This is a genomic window from Rhizobium lentis, assembly GCF_017352135.1.
Taxonomy (GTDB): domain Bacteria; phylum Pseudomonadota; class Alphaproteobacteria; order Rhizobiales; family Rhizobiaceae; genus Rhizobium; species Rhizobium lentis.
On the sequence record NZ_CP071454.1, the window covers coordinates 1,710,648 to 1,729,190 of the forward strand.

General features: G+C 62.6%; 15 protein-coding genes. 11 read left to right on the forward strand and 4 right to left on the reverse strand.

The genetic code is table 11. The annotated features are described in order from the left end of the window. Nucleotides 1–6: 6 nt before the first annotated feature. Complete coding sequence (locus J0663_RS08205) at nucleotides 7–735, forward strand: SIS domain-containing protein (RefSeq protein WP_207243926.1); 729 nt, start codon at nucleotides 7–9, stop codon at nucleotides 733–735. A gap of 99 nt (nucleotides 736–834) precedes the next feature. On the opposite strand, the gene efp is transcribed toward J0663_RS08205, so the two are convergent. Continuing rightward, nucleotides 835–1,404 (reverse strand): elongation factor P, encoded by a 570-nt coding sequence (gene efp / locus J0663_RS08210; RefSeq protein ID WP_064805660.1) that lies wholly within the window; start codon nucleotides 1,402–1,404, stop codon nucleotides 835–837. Nucleotides 1,405–1,552: 148 nt separating this feature from the next. Between efp and epmA the strand changes: the two genes are divergently transcribed. The 9 genes from epmA to J0663_RS08255 all read left to right on the forward strand — a co-directional run bounded on the left by epmA (nucleotide 1,553) and on the right by J0663_RS08255 (nucleotide 14,444). After that, nucleotides 1,553–2,614, forward strand: coding sequence for an EF-P lysine aminoacylase EpmA (gene epmA / locus J0663_RS08215; RefSeq protein WP_207243927.1), 1,062 nt, complete (start codon nucleotides 1,553–1,555; stop codon nucleotides 2,612–2,614). Then, nucleotides 2,611–3,663, forward strand: a complete 1,053-nt coding sequence (locus J0663_RS08220; RefSeq protein WP_207243928.1) for a lysine-2,3-aminomutase-like protein — start codon at nucleotides 2,611–2,613, stop codon at nucleotides 3,661–3,663. The genes epmA and J0663_RS08220 overlap by 4 nt, the downstream gene beginning before the upstream one ends. A gap of 262 nt (nucleotides 3,664–3,925) precedes the next feature. Beyond that, complete coding sequence (locus J0663_RS08225; protein ID WP_207243929.1) at nucleotides 3,926–4,177, forward strand: acyl carrier protein; 252 nt, start codon at nucleotides 3,926–3,928, stop codon at nucleotides 4,175–4,177. Then, entirely contained in the window at nucleotides 4,177–5,358 is a 1,182-nt protein-coding gene (locus J0663_RS08230; protein WP_207243930.1) for an acyl-CoA dehydrogenase family protein, read from the forward strand. The genes J0663_RS08225 and J0663_RS08230 overlap by 1 nt, the downstream gene beginning before the upstream one ends. 4 nt (nucleotides 5,359–5,362) lie before the next feature. Continuing rightward, entirely contained in the window at nucleotides 5,363–6,271 is a 909-nt protein-coding gene (locus J0663_RS08235; protein WP_207243931.1) for an amino acid--[acyl-carrier-protein] ligase, read from the forward strand. Beyond that, complete coding sequence (locus J0663_RS08240) at nucleotides 6,262–7,239, forward strand: DUF1839 family protein (protein ID WP_207243932.1); 978 nt, start codon at nucleotides 6,262–6,264, stop codon at nucleotides 7,237–7,239. Before J0663_RS08235 ends, J0663_RS08240 begins: the two co-directional genes overlap by 10 nt. A 16-nt stretch (nucleotides 7,240–7,255) precedes the next feature. Further along, nucleotides 7,256–9,736: a glycoside hydrolase family 2 protein gene (locus J0663_RS08245; RefSeq protein WP_207243933.1), complete on the forward strand. Its 2,481-nt coding sequence runs from the start codon at nucleotides 7,256–7,258 to the stop codon at nucleotides 9,734–9,736. Nucleotides 9,737–9,802: 66 nt separating this feature from the next. After that, nucleotides 9,803–10,981 (forward strand): glycosyltransferase family 4 protein, encoded by a 1,179-nt coding sequence (locus J0663_RS08250; protein ID WP_207243934.1) that lies wholly within the window; start codon nucleotides 9,803–9,805, stop codon nucleotides 10,979–10,981. Nucleotides 10,982–11,132: 151 nt separating this feature from the next. Next, nucleotides 11,133–14,444, forward strand: coding sequence for an oligosaccharide flippase family protein (locus J0663_RS08255; RefSeq protein ID WP_207243935.1), 3,312 nt, complete (start codon nucleotides 11,133–11,135; stop codon nucleotides 14,442–14,444). Between the two features lie 21 nt (nucleotides 14,445–14,465). Here J0663_RS08255 and J0663_RS08260 read toward each other — a convergent pair whose 3' ends face one another. The 3 genes from J0663_RS08260 to J0663_RS08270 all read right to left on the reverse strand — a co-directional run bounded on the left by J0663_RS08260 (nucleotide 14,466) and on the right by J0663_RS08270 (nucleotide 16,997). Continuing rightward, on the reverse strand, nucleotides 14,466–15,641 hold the full coding sequence (locus J0663_RS08260; protein WP_207243936.1) for a glycosyltransferase family 4 protein: 1,176 nt from the start codon (nucleotides 15,639–15,641) through the stop codon (nucleotides 14,466–14,468). A gap of 142 nt (nucleotides 15,642–15,783) precedes the next feature. Further along, on the reverse strand, nucleotides 15,784–16,020 hold the full coding sequence (locus J0663_RS08265) for an Lrp/AsnC ligand binding domain-containing protein (RefSeq protein WP_183838316.1): 237 nt from the start codon (nucleotides 16,018–16,020) through the stop codon (nucleotides 15,784–15,786). A gap of 68 nt (nucleotides 16,021–16,088) precedes the next feature. Beyond that, nucleotides 16,089–16,997: a LysR family transcriptional regulator gene (locus J0663_RS08270; RefSeq protein ID WP_207243937.1), complete on the reverse strand. Its 909-nt coding sequence runs from the start codon at nucleotides 16,995–16,997 to the stop codon at nucleotides 16,089–16,091. A gap of 84 nt (nucleotides 16,998–17,081) precedes the next feature. Between J0663_RS08270 and hglS the strand changes: the two genes are divergently transcribed. Beyond that, the gene (gene hglS / locus J0663_RS08275) at nucleotides 17,082–18,512 is read left to right on the forward strand and encodes a 2-oxoadipate dioxygenase/decarboxylase HglS (protein WP_207243938.1); all 1,431 of its coding nucleotides are present in this window, start codon (nucleotides 17,082–17,084) and stop codon (nucleotides 18,510–18,512) included. Nucleotides 18,513–18,543: the final 31 nt, after the last annotated feature.

The following is an 18,543-nucleotide window of genomic DNA, read 5'->3' on the forward strand; positions in this document are numbered from 1 at the left end:
AGCGGGATGACCGACATTACCGATGTCTATTTCTCCAACCTGATCGGCCGGTTGGAGACGTTGAAGCAGGCGCTTGCCGAGCCGATGGCACAGGCAGCAGCGGTCATTCTCGATGCCGCCCGCAGCGACAAGCGTGTCTATGTCTTCGGCACCGGCCATTCGCACATGCTGGCGGAAGAGGTGCACTACCGTGCCGGCGGGCTTGCCTTCACCGTGCCGGTGCTCGTCGGCTCGGCCATGCTGCACGAGGGTGCGGTCATCAGTTCGGTCTATGAGCGCACGCAGGGCCTGGTGCGGCCGATGCTGGAGCGTTACGGCATGCAGCCGGGCGATGTCATCATCATCGCTTCCAATTCCGGCGTGAACGCCGCGCCGATCGAGGCGGCCGACTATGCGCGCGAAATCGGCGCAAAGGTGATCGCCATCACCTCGATCGCCTATTCCTCAGCGATCGCCAATGGCCGCCGGCGGCTCGCCGACGTCGCCGATGTCGTGCTCGACAACGGATTGCCGCCCGGTGACGCCGTTGTCGACCTCGAAGGCACGGGGCTTCGGGTCGGACCGGTCTCGACGGCGGTCGGGGTGACGATCATCAATGCCGTCTTTGCCGAGGTTGCCTCTGAGCTTGCGAAAGCCGGCGATGCGCCAGTCTATCTCAGTGCCAACATGCCGGGAGCCGCCGAGATCAACCAGAAGCTCGTGCAGAAGTATCGGCCGCGCAATCCGCATCTTTAGAGCATTGAAAACCGTGCGCGGTTTTGAACATCATGCTGTAAAGGCGGCGGATACAAAAAGGCCGGCGCGAGCCGGCCTCCTGATGGGTCGAAACCAGGATCAGTCCTTGGCGCGCTCGACGTAGGAATTGTCTTCCGTCGCGATGACGACACGGGTGCCGGCGTCGATATGCGGGGGAACCGAGGTGCGGATGCCGTTGGAGAGCATGGCCGGCTTGTAGGAAGAGGACGCCGTCTGGCCCTTGACGACCGGTTCGGTCTCGACGATTTCGAGGGTGACGTGGCGCGGCAGCTCGAGCGCCAGCGGGATACCTTCGTGGATCGACAGGATGCAGGTCATGCCTTCCTGCAGATAGGCCTTCTGGTCGCCCATAGTTTCCTGGCTGACGACCACCTGGTCGTAGGTCGCCGGGTTCATGAAGTGGAAGCCCTCGCCATCTTCATAGAGATATTGGAAGTTGACGTCTTCGACGAAGGCGCGCTCGACCTGTTCGGTGGTGCGCCAGCGCTCGGACACCTTCACGCCGTCGACGATGCGGCGCATGTCGACCTGGGTGACCGGCGTGCCCTTGCCCGGATGAAAGTTCTGGGCGGTGAGAACGACGTAGAGCTTGCCGTCCACGTCGAGCACGTTGCCCTTGCGGACCGAAGAGGCGATGACCTTGACCATAAGACTTCCTTGTAACTCGGCTTTCGGCGTCGTAGATGACTGTCGAGACGCCCCAAAGACGCAAATGTTTTTCTTTGGGGGCGCAACTAACCTAAAATCCGGGAAATAGCCACCCCCATACCGGCTTCTCCGGCGAAGAAAGCTTGGAATGAACTTTTCGGCCAAAGCGTCCCCCTGGTGGACCCCGTCCGTGCATGCCGATCGCCGCCCGTTCCTGATCGGGCGCAATGCGATCCAGGCGGCGTTGCGCGGATTTTTCGCGCGCGAGGATTTCATTGAGGTCGATACGGCAGCGTTGCAGATCTCCCCGGGGAACGAGGCGCATCTCCACGCCTTCGGAACGGAAGCCCTGACGACGGACGGGCAGAGGGCGCCATTCTATCTGCACACCTCGCCGGAATTCGCCTGCAAGAAGCTGCTGGCGGCGGGCGAGCAGCGCATCTCGTGTTTCGCCCATGTCTACCGCAATCGCGAGCGCGGGCCGCTGCATCACCCCGAGTTCACCATGCTTGAATGGTATCGCACCGGCGAAAGCTATGAGAGCCTGATGATGGATTGCGTGCGCATGCTGGCGCTTGCGGCCGAAACAGTGAAGACGCCGAAGCTTACATATCGCGGCGCTGAAAGCGATCCTTTTGCCGGGCCGGAGCGGATCAGCGTTGCAGAAGCGTTCGAGCGGCATGCCGGCATCGAACTTCTCGCCTCGGTCGCCGCCGACGGCTCGACCGATCGTAATCATCTGGCGGCCGAACTCAGGCGCGTCGGCATGCGTGTTGCCGATGACGACGGCTGGGCCGACCTCTTCAGCCGGGTGCTGGTCGAAAAGGTCGAGCCGCATCTCGGCTTCGGCCGCATCACCATCCTCGACGAATATCCGGTCTCGGAGGCGGCCCTTGCGCGTCCCTCGGCGCGCGATCCCAGGGTTGCCGAGCGTTTCGAGCTCTATGCCTGCGGCGTCGAGCTTGCCAATGGCTTCGGCGAGCTCACCAATGCGGCCGAACAGCGGCGGCGTTTCGAGATCGAGATGGCCGAGAAGGCGCGGGTCTACGGCGAGACCTATCCGATCGACGAGGATTTTTTGGCTGCAGTGGCGCTGATGCCGGAGGCGAGCGGCATCGCGCTCGGCTTCGACCGGCTGGTGATGCTGGCGACGGGGGCATCGCGCATCGATCAGGTGCTCTGGGCGCCGGTTGCGGAGTACGGACGATGAATGCCGTCAAGTCGATCAAGAGTGTCGACGATCTGATGAAGGCGGGGCTTGCCGCGCCGGCCGACCGCGCGGCGCTCGAAGAGGTGGCCGCGCGTTACGCAATCGCCCTGACGCCTGTCGTCACCAGGCTGATCGATCGCGCCGATCCCGACGACCCGATCGCACGGCAATTCGTGCCTGACCCCGCCGAACTCGTCGTCGCGCCCGAAGAACGCGCCGATCCGATCGGCGACCACGCCCACAGTCCCGTCGAAGGCATCGTGCACCGTTATCCCGATCGCGTGCTGCTCAAGGCCGTGCATGTCTGCCCGGTCTATTGCCGCTTCTGCTTCCGCCGCGAAATGGTGGGGCCGCAGGGCCTCGGCACGCTCGATGCGGCTGCGATGGAGGCTGCGCTCGCTTATATCAGAAGCCATCAGGAAATCTGGGAGGTCATTCTGACCGGTGGCGATCCGCTGGTGGTGTCGTCACGCCGGCTCCGCGAGATCATGGAGGCGCTCGCGGGGATTGCGCATGTGAAGATCGTGCGCTTTCACACCCGCGTTCCCGTCATCGATCCGGAGAAGGTCGATGCGGCGCTGATCGCGGCGCTCAAGGCGAGCGGCAAGACCGTCTATATCGCGCTGCATGCCAACCATGCCAGGGAATTGACGGCGGAAGCGCGCGCGGCCTGCGCCCGCCTCATCGATGCCGGCATTGCCATGGTCAGCCAGTCGGTGCTGCTCAGAGGGGTCAACGACGATCCCGACGTGCTTGCGGAACTGATGAAGGCTTTCGTCGAGATCCGCGTCAAACCCTATTACCTCCATCATCCTGATCTGGCGCCCGGCACCGGTCATTTCAGGCTGACGATCGAGGAGGGGCAGAAGATCGTGGCGGCGCTGCGCGGGCGGATTTCCGGCCTCTGCCAGCCGACCTACATCCTCGATATTCCGGGCGGCCACGGCAAGGCCGTCATCAGCGGAAGCACGGTTCGGGCCATGGGCGACGGTTGTTATTCCGTATCGGATTATCGCGGCGGTAAGCATTCCTATCCGCCTGCCGATTGAGGCAAGCGGGGCTTTTCCGTATCATTTCTGTACTCGCCGTACCGCAAGCCCCACAGAGCATTGGCGCTGGAATGATCTTAGGCAGCTGACAAAAAACGACTATTCGGGCTTTTGCCGGAAGGATCGCTAAAAACGTAACTATGAGCAACAGTCATCTTTAACCCAACCCATTAGCGGAATGTTCTGTTTTCCGCACTAAAAGAACGCTCATGACAAGGCGATGAACGCCGGATCGGGATCATGAGAATCTTGGAGTGATGGGATGAATAAGACAATCCGCGACCTCGTAGCCAAATTCGGCAAGCTTCCTGTCGCAATCGACCAGGTCGCCGACGATGCCGATCTTTATGCCGCAGGTCTGACCTCCTTTGCTTCGGTGCAGCTGATGCTGGGCATTGAAGAGGCGTTCGACATCGAATTTCCCGACAATCTCCTGAACCGCAAATCCTTCGCAAGTATCTCGGCCATCGCCAAGACGGTCGATCTCATCCGGGACGGCCGGAAGGTCGCCTGATGAATTTTCCCGTCAAGATTATAGAGGACGGTCTTGTCGCGCGGGTGGCCCGTGTTGCCGAAATCGCGGCAAAACATGCGGATGCCGTTGACGTCGAAGGCCGCTTCCCCCGGGAAGCCGTGGATGCGATGAAGGCCGAGTGGCTGCTCGGCATCCAGGTGCCGCGCCATCTCGGCGGTGAATCGGCCTCGATCACCGAGATCGCCGAATTGTGTTCGATGCTCGGCCAGGCTTGCGCAGCAAGCGCCATGGTCTTCGCCATGCATCATATCAAGCTCTCGAGCCTCGTCGAACACGGCGCCGACAGCGAATGGCATTGCGACTTCATGCGCCGCATCGCCGCCGAACAGCTGCTGATCGCATCCGCCACCACCGAGGGCGGGATTGGCGGAAACCTGCGCAACAGCATTTGCGCAGTCGAGGTCGACGGCGATCGCTGCCGGCTCGAAAAGGATGCGACCGTCATTTCCTACGGCTCGCATGCCGACGCCATCCTCATCACCTCGCGCGCCCATGCGCAGGCAGCCTCCTCCGATCAGGTGCTGACGGCCTTTACGAAGGACCAGTACACGCTCGAGAAAACGCATGCCTGGAATACGCTCGGCATGCGCGGCACCTGCTCCGACGGCTTCCTCTTCAAGGGTCAAGCGCCGGCGCATCAGATCCTGCCGAAGCCTTTTGCGGAGATCGCGGCGCAATCGATGCTCGCATCTTCGCACCTGTTATGGAGCGGCGTCTGGTATGGCATCGCGGTCGATGCGGTGGCCCGCGCCCAGTCCTTCGTGCGCGCCGCCGCCCGCAAGGCGCCGGATTCCCAGCCGCCCGGCGCACTCCGCCTCGCCGAGGTCTCGAACCTGCTGCAGATGGTGAAATCCAACGTGGTTGCCGGCCTCAAGGCCTATGAAGATGCCAAGGCCGATCCCGACAGGCTGTCATCGATGGGCTTTGCGGTGGCGATGAACAACGTCAAGATCGCCTCTTCCGAGACGATCCTGGAGATCGTCAATCACGCCATGCTGATCTGCGGCATCATGGGCTACAAGAACGGCACGCCCTTCAGCCTCGGTCGCCATCTGCGGGACGCGCATTCCGCACAGCTCATGATCTCGAACGACCGCATCCTCGGCAATACGTCGAGCATGCTTCTCGTCCATAAGCAGGACACTAGCCTACTGGGGTAAAGTCATGGATATGCAGACCTCGTTTCTGGACCGGCTCTTCGAGTCCGGCCTGCTGATCGATACCGGCGTCGACGGTCTTTACGGCCGCAGCGGCCAGTTCGAAGATGTCATAACCGCCTTCGAACGGCTGATCGATACGTTCGGCGGCGCCGACGGCGCCGAGGCGATGCGTTTCCCGCCCGGCATGAACCGCGCACTCTTCGAAAAGAGCGGCTACATGAAGAGCTTCCCGCAACTTGCCGGCACGGTGCACAGCTTCTGCGGCAGCGAGCTCGACCATATGAGCCTGCTGCAATGCATGGAAGTCGGCGATGACTGGACCAAGGACCAGAAGGCCACCGACATCGTGCTGACGCCGGCGGCTTGCTATCCGCTCTATCCGACGGTCGCCAAGCGCGGCAACCTGCCGAAGACGGGCGGCCTGTTCGATCTGCAGTCCTACTGCTTCCGCCATGAGCCGTCGAAGGATCCCGCCCGCCAGCAGCTGTTCCGCATGCGTGAATATGTCTGTATGGGGAAGGAACAGCACGTCACCGATTTCCGCCAGCGTTGGATGGATCGCGGCGTCGAGATGATGAAGCAGGTCGGCCTCGATGTGACCATCGACGTCGCCAACGACCCGTTCTTCGGCCGGGCCGGCAAGATGATGGTCAACAACCAGCGTGACCAGAACCTGAAGTTCGAACTGCTGATCCCGATCACCTCGGCTGCCAACCCAACCGCCTGCATGAGCTTCAACTACCATCAGGATTCCTTCGGCTTGAAGTGGGGCCTCAATCTCGAAGACGGCAGCGTCGCACACACGGCCTGCGTCGGCTTCGGCCTGGAGCGCATCGCGCTCGCCCTCTTCCACCACCATGGGCTCGACGTGAAGGCGTGGCCGGCGAGCGTACGGAAAACGCTGTGGGGCTGATGACGTCGACGACATCGGTCTTCTCTGGGATCAGCCCGGAAACCTACCGGCAGCACGTGCTGCATGCAGGCGAGCGGGCATGGCCCGAAACCAACTGCTATGTCGATCTCTGGATCGAGGTGCTGGCGACGTCGGGCGCAGCACCCGAGGCGATGCTGGGTTTCACCCTGTCGCAGGATTTCGAAGGCGATCAGTTCACCTTCTTCAAGGTGCCGCTCGAAGATCTCGAAGCGCTTTACGGCATCCGCGCGACCGAGCTTGCGATCTACGACCGTGTCGAACGGCATGTCGACGTGCAGATTGCGCGCGGGCGTCTCTGCCTGATCGAGATGGATTCCTTTTACATGCCGGATACGCGCGGCACCGCCTACCGGCAGGAGCACGGCAAGACGACGGTTGCGATCAACCGGTTGGACGTTGCGGCAAAACGTGTCGAATATTTTCACAATGCCGGCTATTTCCACCTCGAAGGCGAGGACTTCGACGGGCTATTCCAGCAGCATCTGACGGAGAACGATCCGCCGTTCCTGCCTTATGCGGAATTTGCCCGGTTTCCGGAAAAGCCCGCCGATGAAGCACATCTGCGCGCGACCGCAACGCGGCTTACTGGATTTCACTTCGCCAGGCGTCCCCGCGAAAACCCGATCCGCGCCTTCGCCCGCGTCTTTCCGCAGCAGGTGGAAGCGGTGGCGGAGCGGCCGTTCGGCTTCTTCCACAAATATGCCTTCAACACGCTCCGCCAGGTCGGCGCCAATTTCGAGCTGGCGGCCGATCATCTGGTCTGGCTCTCTCCCGAATTGGCGGCGGCCGCCGAGCAAGCCCGGCGCATTTCCGACACGGCGAAATCAGTGCAGTTCCAGCTTGCCCGTGCCGTTGCCCGCAGAAAGTTCGAGCCGCTGCAAGCAGCACTTGATCCGGCCGCCGATGCATGGGATTCCATGATGGCATCGCTTGCAGAGCGAATCTGAGGCCGGAGATCAGACCATGCGGGGGCGTTTGGCAAGCATCGGAGCCGAGGAGAGTGTGCTTTCCGAAGGCTGGAACCTGGTCCTGACGGAGCCGGACGCCTGCGCCGTGCCGCACGATATTCCTCTCTCCGCGCAGTTCATTCCCGCGCCCGTTCCCGGCACGGTTGCCGCGGCGCTCGAAAAAGCCGGGCTTTTCGACCGGGAAAATCCCGAGCCGCTGAACACGAAAGACGCCTGGTATCTCTGCCGGCTTTTCGATGCCGAGCCTGGCGACGCGATCCTGCGTTTCGGCGGGCTTGCCACCATTTGCCATGTCTTCCTGAACGGCCAGGAAATCCTTTCGTCCGAAAGCATGTTCACGGCGCATGAGATTCCGGTGACGCTTCTGGGCGGTGATGAGCTGGCGCTTTGTTTCCGGGCGCTCGGCCCCCGTCTGTCGGAGACTGGCCCCCGCGCCCGCTGGCGGCCACAGATGATCATGCCGGCTGGCTTGAAAAATTTCCGCACGACGCTGCTCGGCCATATGCCCGGCTGGTGCCCCGATATTCACGCCGTCGGGCCCTGGCGGCCGATTTCACTGGTGCGACGCGATTCCGTCTCGATCGACAATGTCTCCATCCGGGCGATCCTGGAGGAGAACGGTGTCGGCCGTCTCAGCGTCTCCCTGCATAACAACGCCGAAAATCCGGCCATGCTGCTGCGTTGCGGCGGCATGGAGCAGCCCTTCGAGAAGATCGGCGACAATCACTACTCGGCGATTCTCAAACTTGCCGACATCGAGCCCTGGTGGCCGCACACACATGGCAATCCGCGTCTCTACAATCTGACGCTCGTTTCCGATGGCGTAGAATATTCGCTCGGCACGACTGGCTTCCGGCGGATCGAGGTCGATCGTGGCGCCGATGGCGATGACTTCGCGCTTCTCGTTAACGGCGAACGTATCTTCTGCCGCGGCGCGGTTTGGACGACTGCGGATATCGCTCGGTTGCCGGGCGGGCGGGCCGATTACGAGCCGTTCCTGCGGCTTGCCGCTCAGGCCGGCATGAACATGATCCGCATCGGCGGCACCATGGCCTATGAGACGCCCGATTTCTTCGCGCTCTGCGACGAACTCGGCCTGCTCGTGTGGCAGGATTTCATGTTCGCCAATTTCGATTACCCACGCAACGACAAGGCCTTCCTCGGCCATGTGCATGCCGAGGTCGAAGAATTCCTGCACGGCGTCCAGGCGTCGCCGTCGCTTGCAATACTTTGCGGCGGCAGCGAGATTCACCAGCAGGCGGCGATGCTCGGCCTGCCCATGGAATTCTGGAGCGGGCCGGTTACCGATGAGATCATACCGGCAATCGTCGCGCGCATGCGTCCCGACGTCCCCTATGTTCCGAACTCGCCCTACGGCGGAGCCATGCCTTTTTCGCCGAATGCGGGAGTGGCCCATTATTACGGTGTCGGCGCCTATATGCGACCGATCGCCGATGCCCGCCGTGCCGATGTGCGCTTTGCCTCCGAAAGCCTCGCCTTCGCACATGTGCCGCAGCAAAGGACGCTGCAGCGTCATCTCGACGTGCCCGCCGTCCACAGCCCGCTGTGGAAGGCCCGTGTGCCCCGCGACCGCGGCGCATCGTGGGACTTCGAGGATGTTCGCGACTTCTATCTCGAGCTGCTCTACGGCCTCGATCCGGCTCGGCTGCGCCGCGAAAATCCGGAATGGTATCTCGATCTATCCCGCGCCGTCACCGGCGAGGTGCTCGAAGAGACCTTCGCCGAATGGCGGAGCAAGGGTTCCGCCTGCAACGGCGCGCTCGTCTGGACTCTACAGGATCTGCTGCCGGGCCCTGGCTGGGGCGTGATCGATTCGACCGGCGAGCCGAAGCCGGTCTGGTATGCGATGCGCCGTGCCTTCCGTCCGATCCAGACAGTCTTCACAGACGAGGGAACCAACGGTCTTGCCGTACATGTCGTCAATGAGACGGATACTGACCTCGATGTGGAATTGGAGATTGCCTGCCTGCGTGATGGAAAACAGCAGGTCGTCAGCGGCAATATGGCTTTCAAGCTGGCAGCAAGAAGCGTGGAATGCTTTGCTTCCACCGCGCTGTTCGGCGCCTTCTTCGACACGACCTATGCCTTCCGTTTCGGCCCGCCGGCGCACGATACCAGCATGGCGCGACTGCGCTCGCTTGCCGATGGCGCCGTTCTAGCCGAAAGCTTCCACTTCCCCTGCGGACGAGGCAAGGCGCTGCATGACGCCAGCATCGAGGCCTCGTTGGGTAAGGAGGGCGACGACTGGGTCGTCGATCTCAGGAGCGACCAGCTGGCGCAATCTGTGCATATCGACGTCGAAGGTTACAGGGCGGCTGACGACTGGTTCCACCTTGCGCCCGGCCCGTGGCGGCGCGTGAGGCTCCATGCCCTGTCCGGCACAGAGAGCGATGTTCCGCCAGCCGGTGAAATCAGAAGTCTGGGCAGTTCGCATCGCGTCCGGCTCGCGGGCTAGAGCATGTCGCGGAGGTTCGCTTCAAGGCTCGAAGGGACCAAGCCAATCCATCGGAAAGATCGTTACTTGAGAAAGACATATCGCTTTCTACGTGCCCATGTCCTGCAGCGGCTGATCCCACGGTCGCGTGTCGCCTTCAATCCGCGCAAGCCGGTGGAGATCGTCGGTTATCTCTCGATGCCGGTCGGCCTCGGCGAATCGGCGCGGCTCTGCGCCGGCGCGCTTTCCCAAGCGGGGCGCGCGATATCGCTTTCGGACGTGAGCACTCAACCCGACGAAAAATCCTTTGCCGGATGGTCGCCCTCGTCTCTGTCCACCGAGACTCCGGGAAGCCGCATCTGGCATCTCAACCCACCCATGCTGCCGCGCGCAATCCTGAAGACGGGCGTGGCGAATTTCACCCGCGTTTTCAACATCGGTTATTTCGCCTGGGAACTCGAAGTCGTGCCGGCGGAGTGGCGCAATGGGTTGCGCTACATGAATGCCGTCTTCGTGCCGTCGGAATTCACCAGGCAGGCAATTGCTCCGCTCACCACCGCACCCGTCATCGTGGTTCCGCATCCTGTTATCGAGGTGCCGGCCACCCCACGCATGCGAGAGAAGTTCGGCATTGACAAGGATGCCTTTCTCGTCAGCTTCATCTTCAGCGCCGGCTCTTCGATCAACCGAAAGAACCCGCAGGCGGTCATCAAGGCCTTCAGAATCTTCAGCGCCGAATGCCCGAACGCCTTCCTGCTGATGAAGGCGAGCGGCGATATTGGCAAGGACGAGGGATTACGCCAACTGATCGCTTCGGTCGCCGGCAATCCCCGCATTCGGATCGTCACCGACAGGCTTTCGAATGCCGATATCAATGGCCTCATCCGCTCCTCCGATGCCTATCTTTCGCTGCATCGCTCGGAAGGGTTCGGACTGACGGTCGCCGAGGCGATCATGCAGGGCACTCCCGTCATATCAACCGCCTGGTCGGGCGCGGCGGATTTCTGTGACCCTGAGAACAGCTGGCTGGTCGCCTCTCCTCTTATTCCCGTTGTCGACACGCATCCCGAATTTGCCGGGCTGCCGGGGGCGGTCTGGGCGGATCCCTCTCCGGAAACGGCGGCGTCGCATCTGCGGGATATCTTTCGCGCGCCCGAGCGTGCGCGAGAAAAAGCCGGGAAGGCGCGGGAGTTCCTGCTGCGCTATCTCGCTGACAACAGCTACGAGAAGGCGCTCCAGAAGCTGGCGGCGATGCAGGCGAGCTAAGGTGAGATCGTCACTCCGCTTTATTTTAACATTTTCGCATTAGAGATGGCGGGTATGCGGCTCCAAAGCATGTCGCGCGAAAGTGCGCAGCGGTTTTGCGATACGACCGCGAAAAACAAAGAGCTTTAGGCCGATCCTGGCGGATGGACAGATGTCGAAGGGTATTATCGCAAATTCGGTGATGAACGCGGCCGCAGGCATGTTGCTGCTGCTGACCGGCTTCGTCTCCTCGATCATCACCGCGCGGCTGCTGGGCCCGGAAGCCAACGGCATTGTCGCCTTCTCGCTCTGGCTGGTGGTGACAGGCGCCTCGATCGCCGAACTCGGCTCCAGCATCACGCTGTTGAAGACGCTGCCGCAGCTTTCGGCGGAGGGTTACGACACGCGCCGCCGGCGGGGGTTTGCCGCCATCCTCGTCAGCTTCATGATGTTTTCGACCGTTGTGCTGCTTTCGCTCTACGCCCTGTTTTTCCTCACTTCGGAGGAGATGCACTGGGCAGAAACTGCGCCTTCCGTCGCCCTGGTCACCGGCGTGCTGTTCTTCGTGCAGGCGATCGGCTCCTTCGTCAAATTCTACCTGATCGGCGAAAAGAAACTCGGCACTTTCTTCAAGCTGACCGTCGCCGTCTCCGTCATACAGCTTGCCGGCGTGGCCACCGGCGCCGTCCTTTATGGCGTCGAAGGCGTTCTCATCGGTTATGCGCTCGGCCAGCTCGTGCTGTTTTTCGCCACGCTGCCGATCCTCCTTTCGCGGCGCGACTGGTGCGGCGTTTCGCTGAAATATCTCGCCTCCTCCTCGGTCATCCTGTCGATCCAGTTCATCATCGATTCCATCTTCCTCAACCGGCTCGAGCTGCTCTTCCTGCAGCAGTTCTGGTCGGTGGAAATGGTCGGCTACTACGCCGTCGGCCTGTCGATCGCCAATATCGCCCTGCAGCTGCCGATCCAGATGACCGGCAGCCTGCTGCCCTATTATTCGGAGCGGCGGCACAACAGCGACGATTCGACCTTGCCGGTCGAGGTCTTCGCTGCAGTCACCCGCAGCATGGCCTATATCGTCTTGCCGATGAGCCTCGGGCTTGCCGCGATCTCCAGCGAGCTGGTGTTTGTGGTGTTCGGCGAGGCGTTCCGCCGCAGCGGCACTGTGGTGGCGCTGCTGGCGCTCGTCGCCCCGGCCTATACCTTCATGCAGATTCTCAGCCTCTATCTGCTGTCGATGGACAGGGCCCGCTCCCGCCTGAACACCAGTGTGATTGGTGGCCTTCTCATGGTAGTGGGTTGTTTACTGATCGTGCCTAGGCTTGCAGCGGAGGGTGCCGCACTCGTGCGCATCCTCGTTTTCGTTGCAATGTCGGTGATGATGATCAGACAGACAGGATTCGGATCCCAGCTTTCGGGTCTCTACGCAAGTCTGACGAAGGTGACGCTCGCCTCCGTGCTCTGTGCTTGCGGAGCGATCTCCGCGCTGGAATTCATCCAGGGTCCGCTCGGCCTCGCCACTGCGATCCTTGCCGGCACCTTCTGCTATTTCGCGGCGCTGCGCGTGCTGCGCGCCGTTCCGGGCGAGGATGTCGAGGTCATGCGCTCCATTCTCGACAAGATGCCATCCCTGCTGCGGCGGCCTGTGGGACACGCCATCAACTTCATTGCACCCCGGCTTCCCGGCGATCCCGACCGCGCCAAGGTCGCGCCGGGCGAATTCTCGCTCGAACCGGCCGAGGGCGCAGGACGCAGTGCCGCCCTGCCTGTCGTCTTCGACGGCACGATCGGGCTGTTCATGCCCGAAAATCCCGAGGTCGGGAAACGCTCGGCCGCCGTGCTCTTCGTCAGCCCCTGGGGCTTCGAGGAGATGTGCAGCCGCAAATTTTTCCGCGTCGCCGCCGAGCATTTCTCGGATATCGGCGTCGCGAGCCTGCGTTTCGATTATCGCGGCACCGGCGATGCGCTCGATTTCGGCGCCTTGCCGGCAAGGCTGGAAACCTGGGAAAATTCGATCCGTGCCGCCGCCGTCAAGCTGAAGTCGCTCTCCGGCTGCGATCGTATCATCGTCATTGCCCAAGGTCTCGGCGCAACGCTTGCCCATCGCATCGGCGCCTCGATCGACGGCGTCGACAGTCTCGTCATGCTGGCGCCGGTGCTGAGCGGCCGAGCCTATCTGCGCGAACTCAACATGTGGTCCAAGATCATCGATGCCGATCTCGGCCTCGGCAAGGAGCACGTCCAGACAGCGAAGGTGCAGATTGCCGGGCTCGCCATGCCCGAAGAGATCGCCGCCGAACTCGGCAAGCTCACCATCGCCTCGCCGCAGGAGCTTGCAGCCCCTCGCTATCTGATCGTCGAGCGTCCGGCGAGAGCCGACGATACCGGCTTCGCCGACGCCCTGAAGGCGCTTGGCGCCGATGTCGAACAGACGGTTTTCGAAGGCTATGACGAGCTTGCCACCAACCCGCTCTTTGCCAAGACGCCGATTGAAGTCGTCGAGCAGCTGACGGCATGGCTGGAGGCGCGGACGACGGAGATGCCCGCCGCCCGTGCGCCGGCAGCGATCGAAAGCCTGCCGCTGGCCGGCGAGGGTTTTGTGGAAATGCCGGTGCGGTTCGGAAGCCACGACCATCTGGTCGGCGTGGTCAGCCGGCCGGTCGGCGAGATCAAGGGCAATGCCGTGCTTTTCCTGTCGACCGCCTATGACCGGCATGCCGGCTGGGGACGGACGACGGTGGATATGGCGCGCGAACTCGCGCGCCAGGGGGTCGTTTCGCTGCGCTTCGATTCCGCCAATGTCGGCGACAGTCCGCCGCGACCGGATGCGCCGGAACAGGTGCTCTATTCCGATACGCAGACTGCGGATGCGCTCGCCGCACTCGATCTGCTCGAAAGCGTCGTCGCCGGTCCGATCATGGTCGCCGGCCGGTGCAGCGGCGGTTATGTCGCCTTCCGCGCCGGCGTCGCCGATGAACGGCTGAAGGCCGTCGTCTCGATCAATCCCTTCGTCTATTACTGGGATCCGAAGATCCCGGTACGCAGGGAACACGTCGTCTCCGTTCCCCGGAGCCTCGACGATTACGGCCAGCGCCTGGCGCGGCTGGACACGCTGAAGCGGCTCTTGCGCGGCCAGGTCGACGTCGTTTCGGCGCTGCAGAACATGGTCATCGCCGCCGGCCGCCGGCTGTCGCCATGGATCGCGCCACTGCTCGAGCTGTTGCCCGACCGGGGACATATCGCCCGCGAGGTCCGGCGCTCATTCGCGCTGTTCGGCAAACGCAAGGTGCCGCTAACGCTGATCTACAGTGAAGGCGATGTCGGGCTCGACCATGTCTATTTCCATTTCGGGCCGCGTGGCAGCAAGCTTTCCCGTTATCCGAACGTGCGGCTGCTGATGCTGCCTGATGCCGATCATAATCTGACGCCGCCGCAATCGCGTAAATTCGTGCTCGACGAGATCATCCGCTTAGCGAGGGCATGAGGGCGTTTCAGGCCGGCAGGATCAGTCCTGGCCGGCTGCGATATCAAGCGACTGGTAGAGATCGATATAGCGCCCGGCGACAATGTCCCAGGAATAACCGCGTGTGGCCCCGAGAAGCTCCGAGCGAACGGCGTCCGGCGCGCGCTGAAGAGCTTCATACCCCGTCTCGATTGCCGTGGCGGCAGCCTCAGCTTTGGTGAAATCGGCAAGCCTGATGACAGGATGGCGGCCGGCAAGCGTGGCAAAGGCGTCATTGGCATTCAGCACCGGCAGCAGGCCGGCGCTCATCGCCTCCAGCGCCACCAGCCCGAAACCCTCATACTCCGAGGCGGAAACGAACAGCGAGGCCTCGGCGATGATGCGCCGGATGGCGCCGTTGTCGGGGGACACATGCAGGGTGACGCTGCCGGAAAGGTGACGGCTCTCGATCGCGCCCTCGACATCCTCCCGGTTCAGGTCGGATTCGGCACCGACAATATCGAGATGCCATTCCCCATTGCGAGATTTCAGTACGGCCATCGCATCGAGAAGGTGGTCCAGCCGCTTGTTCACCGAGAACCGGCCGATCGTGACGATGCGGCGCTGTGCCCGGCGCGCGGCGCTGTCGGCGAACTTGCCGATATCGGCGCCGTTTTCGATCAGCATGCTGCCGGGCACAATCTCGGAAAACTGCTTGAGGTCGGAGGCGCTGCAGCAAACGACGCGCTGATAGGCCATGGCCGAAGCGCGGGTCAGCGTCCGGAACCAGATCTTCTTGATCGCCGCGTATTTGCGCGTGTGGAAGAAGCCGCCATGGGTGGTGACGATCATCGGCTTGCCATGCAACAACCGGCCCCAGGCGAGCGCATCGAAGAAGAAATCGATGGCATGGACATGTACGAGATCGGCGTCGCCGAGATGGCGGAACACCGCAGGCGCCAGCGGATAGCGGCTGCTGCCGGACCAGGGGATGCGCACGACCTCGATGCCATCGATGTTTTCGCGCGCCGGCAACTTGTCCTCAGGCGCGGTGAAGAGTGAATTGAGCGTGACGACGCGGACGCGATAACCGCGCCGGACGGTCTGGCGGCTAAGATTGGCAACCACGTCTTCCAGGCCGCCGCGGTTGGGCAGGAACTGGCGCACGACATGGACGATCAGCGGCGCCGTTTGTGGCTGCGGCTTCTCGTGCCCCCTATCTGCCTCCACGATCGCCATTTTCCACCCCATCGCTGCGTACGCCGCCTCATCTCGAGGCCCTTATAGCAACGGGCAGATATCTCAGGCGTTAAGGCACGGTTTGAGCGACCGGCGCAGAGGCGAATCTTCGCAAAAAGGGTTAACCAGCTCTGACGGAAGTTCAGAAGGCCTTGAAGGTCAGCGTCGTCAGCGACCGGACGATGCCGGGTATATTGGCGATGTTATCGTTGATAAACTTGCCGATATCCTGGCCTTCCTCGATGTAGACCTTCATCAGCAGGTCGTAATCGCCGCTGGTGGAATAGAGCTCCGAGACCAGTTCGGTCTGGTAGATCGCGTCGGCGACGTCGTAGGTCTTGCCGGGTGCGCATTGGAGCTGGACGAAGATCGGCTTCATGGAGATTTCCTGCAAAGTTGTTCGGCTGACATAATGGTCGAAACCGCCACGCCGATGCAAGCCGTTCGTCAGGCGGTCGGGCTGGCGGCCGCTTCCGCGACGATCCAGTCGCGAAAGGCGGCGAGCGGCGCATAATCGGCGCGCTCTCTGGGAAAGGCGAGATAATAGCGCTCGCGGCTTTCCATTTCGCGGTCGACGGCGGCGACGAGATCGCCGCGCCTGAGCTCGTCCTGCATCAGGAATGTCGGCAACAGGGCGATGCCGAGGCCGGCGATGGCAGCCTGTGCGGCGGTGGCGAACTGGTCGAAGAGCATGCCATGCACGCTTTCGAAGGAAACGCCGTTGCCGGCGAACCATTGCTCCCAGGCATCGGGACGCGTCGTCAGATGCAGAAGCGGAACAGTGAGCAGATCCTCCGGCCGCGATATTGCGTAGCGCCTCAGAAAATCGGGACTGCAGGCCGGCACCGTGCGTTCCGACATCAGAAAGGCGAGTTCGGCGCCCGGCCAGTGCGGATGGCCGAAATGAATGGCGGCGTCGATCGAATCGAGGCGGAAATCGAAGGGTGAAAGCCGGGTCACGAGATTGATCGTCACGCCGGGATGGGCGGCGAGGAAGCGCCCGAGGCGCGGCGCCAGCCAGCGTGTGCCGAAGGTCGGCAGAATGGCAAGGTTCAGCGTGCCGCCATGCGGATTGGCGCGCAGGTTCAAGGAGGCGCTCGATATGCGCCGCAGCGCCTCGCGGATCTCGCGGGCGTAGCTGTCGCCGGCAAGCGTCAATCGCATCGTCTGGCGTTCCCGCAGGAAGAGCTCGACCCCGAGCTGCTCTTCCAGCGCACTCACCTGCCGGCTTACGGCGCTCTGCGTCAGATCGAGTTCGCGCGCCGCCGCCGTGACGCTGCCGGTGCGGGCGACCGCCTCGAAGGCGGCGAGATGAGAAATCGACGGCAGAAAACGTCGTGAGCCGAGCATGGTCATTCCATTTCAGAATGAACTATTTCCAAAATGTCGATATTTCCGGCTTTATAGCCGAAGTAAAGAGGTTCATCCTGCAAAAACGGAATGAGCCGGAGTCCCCAAATGCCGCAAGCCTTCGTTTCCACAGACCGTATCCGCTCGCTCTTCACCGAGGCGATGTCGCAGATGTACCGGACGGAGGTGCCGCAATACGGCACGCTGATCGAACTGGTTGCGGACGTGAATGCCGGCTGCCTCGAAAAGGATCCCGCTCTGCGCGAGCGCCTGGCCCGCGCCGGCGAGCTGGAGCGCATCGACGTCGAACGCCACGGCGCGATCCGCCTCGGCACCGCGGAAGAACTTTTCACCATCCGCCGGCTCTTCGCCGTCATGGGCATGCAGGCGGTCGGCTATTACGACCTCTCGGTTGCCGGCGTGCCCGTTCATTCCACCTGTTTCCGGCCGATCGACGAGGCGGCGCTCAACGCCAATCCGTTCCGCGTCTTCACCTCGCTGCTGCGCCTGGAGCTGATCGAGGACGAGGGGCTGCGCGGCGAGGCCGAGGCCATTCTGGCAAAGCGGCGCATCTACACGCCGCGCGCCATCGCGCTGATCGAGCGCCATGAGCAGAATGGCGGCCTGACCGAGGCTGAAGCGACGGAATTCGTCGCCGAGGCGCTCGAAACCTTCCGCTGGCATGGCGAGGCGACCGTCAGCGCCGAAACCTACAAGCGTCTGCACGATGCGCATCGGCTGATTGCCGACGTCGTCAGCTTCAAGGGGCCGCATATCAACCACCTGACGCCGCGCACGCTCGATATCGACGCGGTCCAGGCCCGCATGCCGGAACGCGGCATCACGCCGAAAGCCGTCATCGAAGGACCGCCGCGCCGACATTGCGATATCCTCCTGCGGCAAACGAGCTTCAAGGCGCTTGAGGAAACGATCGCCTTCTCAGGCGCCGAAGGCGCGGCCATGGGGACCCATACCGCCCGCTTCGGCGAGATCGAACAGCGTGGGGTCGCTTTGACGGCGAAGGGCCGGGCGCTCTACGACCAGCTGCTCGCCTCGGTCCGCGGCGAGGTGCAGGTCGGCGCCGGCGGCGCCAAGGCCGGCGCCTATGATCAGGAATTGGCCGAGCGGTTCAAGGCGCTGCCGGACAGCTGGGACGAGCTGCGCAGGCAAGATCTCGCCTTCTTCCGCTATTCCGCGACGCCTGCGGGTATCGCCGCCATGGCCCACAGCAAGCTGCCGCATGATCCGCAGACGCTGATCGACAAAGGCTATCTCGCCTTTTCTCCGATCGTCTACGAAGACTTCCTGCCCGTCAGCGCGGCCGGCATCTTCCAGTCGAATCTCGGCACCGACGAGCAGCAGAATTATGGAACGCGTTCGAACCGGGACGCCTTCGAGGCAGCGCTCGGAGCCGCCGTTCAGGACGAGCTGGCGCTTTATGCGGAGCGCCAGGCCGCTTCTCTGGATGCGGCGATGGAGGCGCTCGGGCTCGCGGGCCTGCCGCTGAAGACCGTTGCCTGAGATGGTGCTTTCGCCAGTAAGCTGCACTAAA

Bases quoted from the DNA above. Each gene is read 5' to 3' on its own strand.
- J0663_RS08205 (WP_207243926.1), top strand. From the start codon at position 7: ATGACCGACATTACCGATGTCTATTTCTCCAACCTGATCGGCCGGTTG.
- efp (WP_064805660.1), bottom strand. From the start codon at position 1,404: ATGGTCAAGGTCATCGCCTCTTCGGTCCGCAAGGGCAACGTGCTCGAC.
- epmA (WP_207243927.1), top strand. From the start codon at position 1,553: ATGAACTTTTCGGCCAAAGCGTCCCCCTGGTGGACCCCGTCCGTGCAT.
- J0663_RS08220 (WP_207243928.1), top strand. From the start codon at position 2,611: ATGAATGCCGTCAAGTCGATCAAGAGTGTCGACGATCTGATGAAGGCG.
- J0663_RS08225 (WP_207243929.1), top strand. From the start codon at position 3,926: ATGAATAAGACAATCCGCGACCTCGTAGCCAAATTCGGCAAGCTTCCT.
- J0663_RS08230 (WP_207243930.1), top strand. From the start codon at position 4,177: ATGAATTTTCCCGTCAAGATTATAGAGGACGGTCTTGTCGCGCGGGTG.
- J0663_RS08235 (WP_207243931.1), top strand. From the start codon at position 5,363: ATGGATATGCAGACCTCGTTTCTGGACCGGCTCTTCGAGTCCGGCCTG.
- J0663_RS08245 (WP_207243933.1), top strand. From the start codon at position 7,256: ATGCGGGGGCGTTTGGCAAGCATCGGAGCCGAGGAGAGTGTGCTTTCC.
- J0663_RS08255 (WP_207243935.1), top strand. From the start codon at position 11,133: ATGTCGAAGGGTATTATCGCAAATTCGGTGATGAACGCGGCCGCAGGC.
- J0663_RS08260 (WP_207243936.1), bottom strand. From the start codon at position 15,641: ATGGCGATCGTGGAGGCAGATAGGGGGCACGAGAAGCCGCAGCCACAA.
- J0663_RS08265 (WP_183838316.1), bottom strand. From the start codon at position 16,020: ATGAAGCCGATCTTCGTCCAGCTCCAATGCGCACCCGGCAAGACCTAC.
- J0663_RS08270 (WP_207243937.1), bottom strand. From the start codon at position 16,997: ATGACCATGCTCGGCTCACGACGTTTTCTGCCGTCGATTTCTCATCTC.
- hglS (WP_207243938.1), top strand. From the start codon at position 17,082: ATGAGCCGGAGTCCCCAAATGCCGCAAGCCTTCGTTTCCACAGACCGT.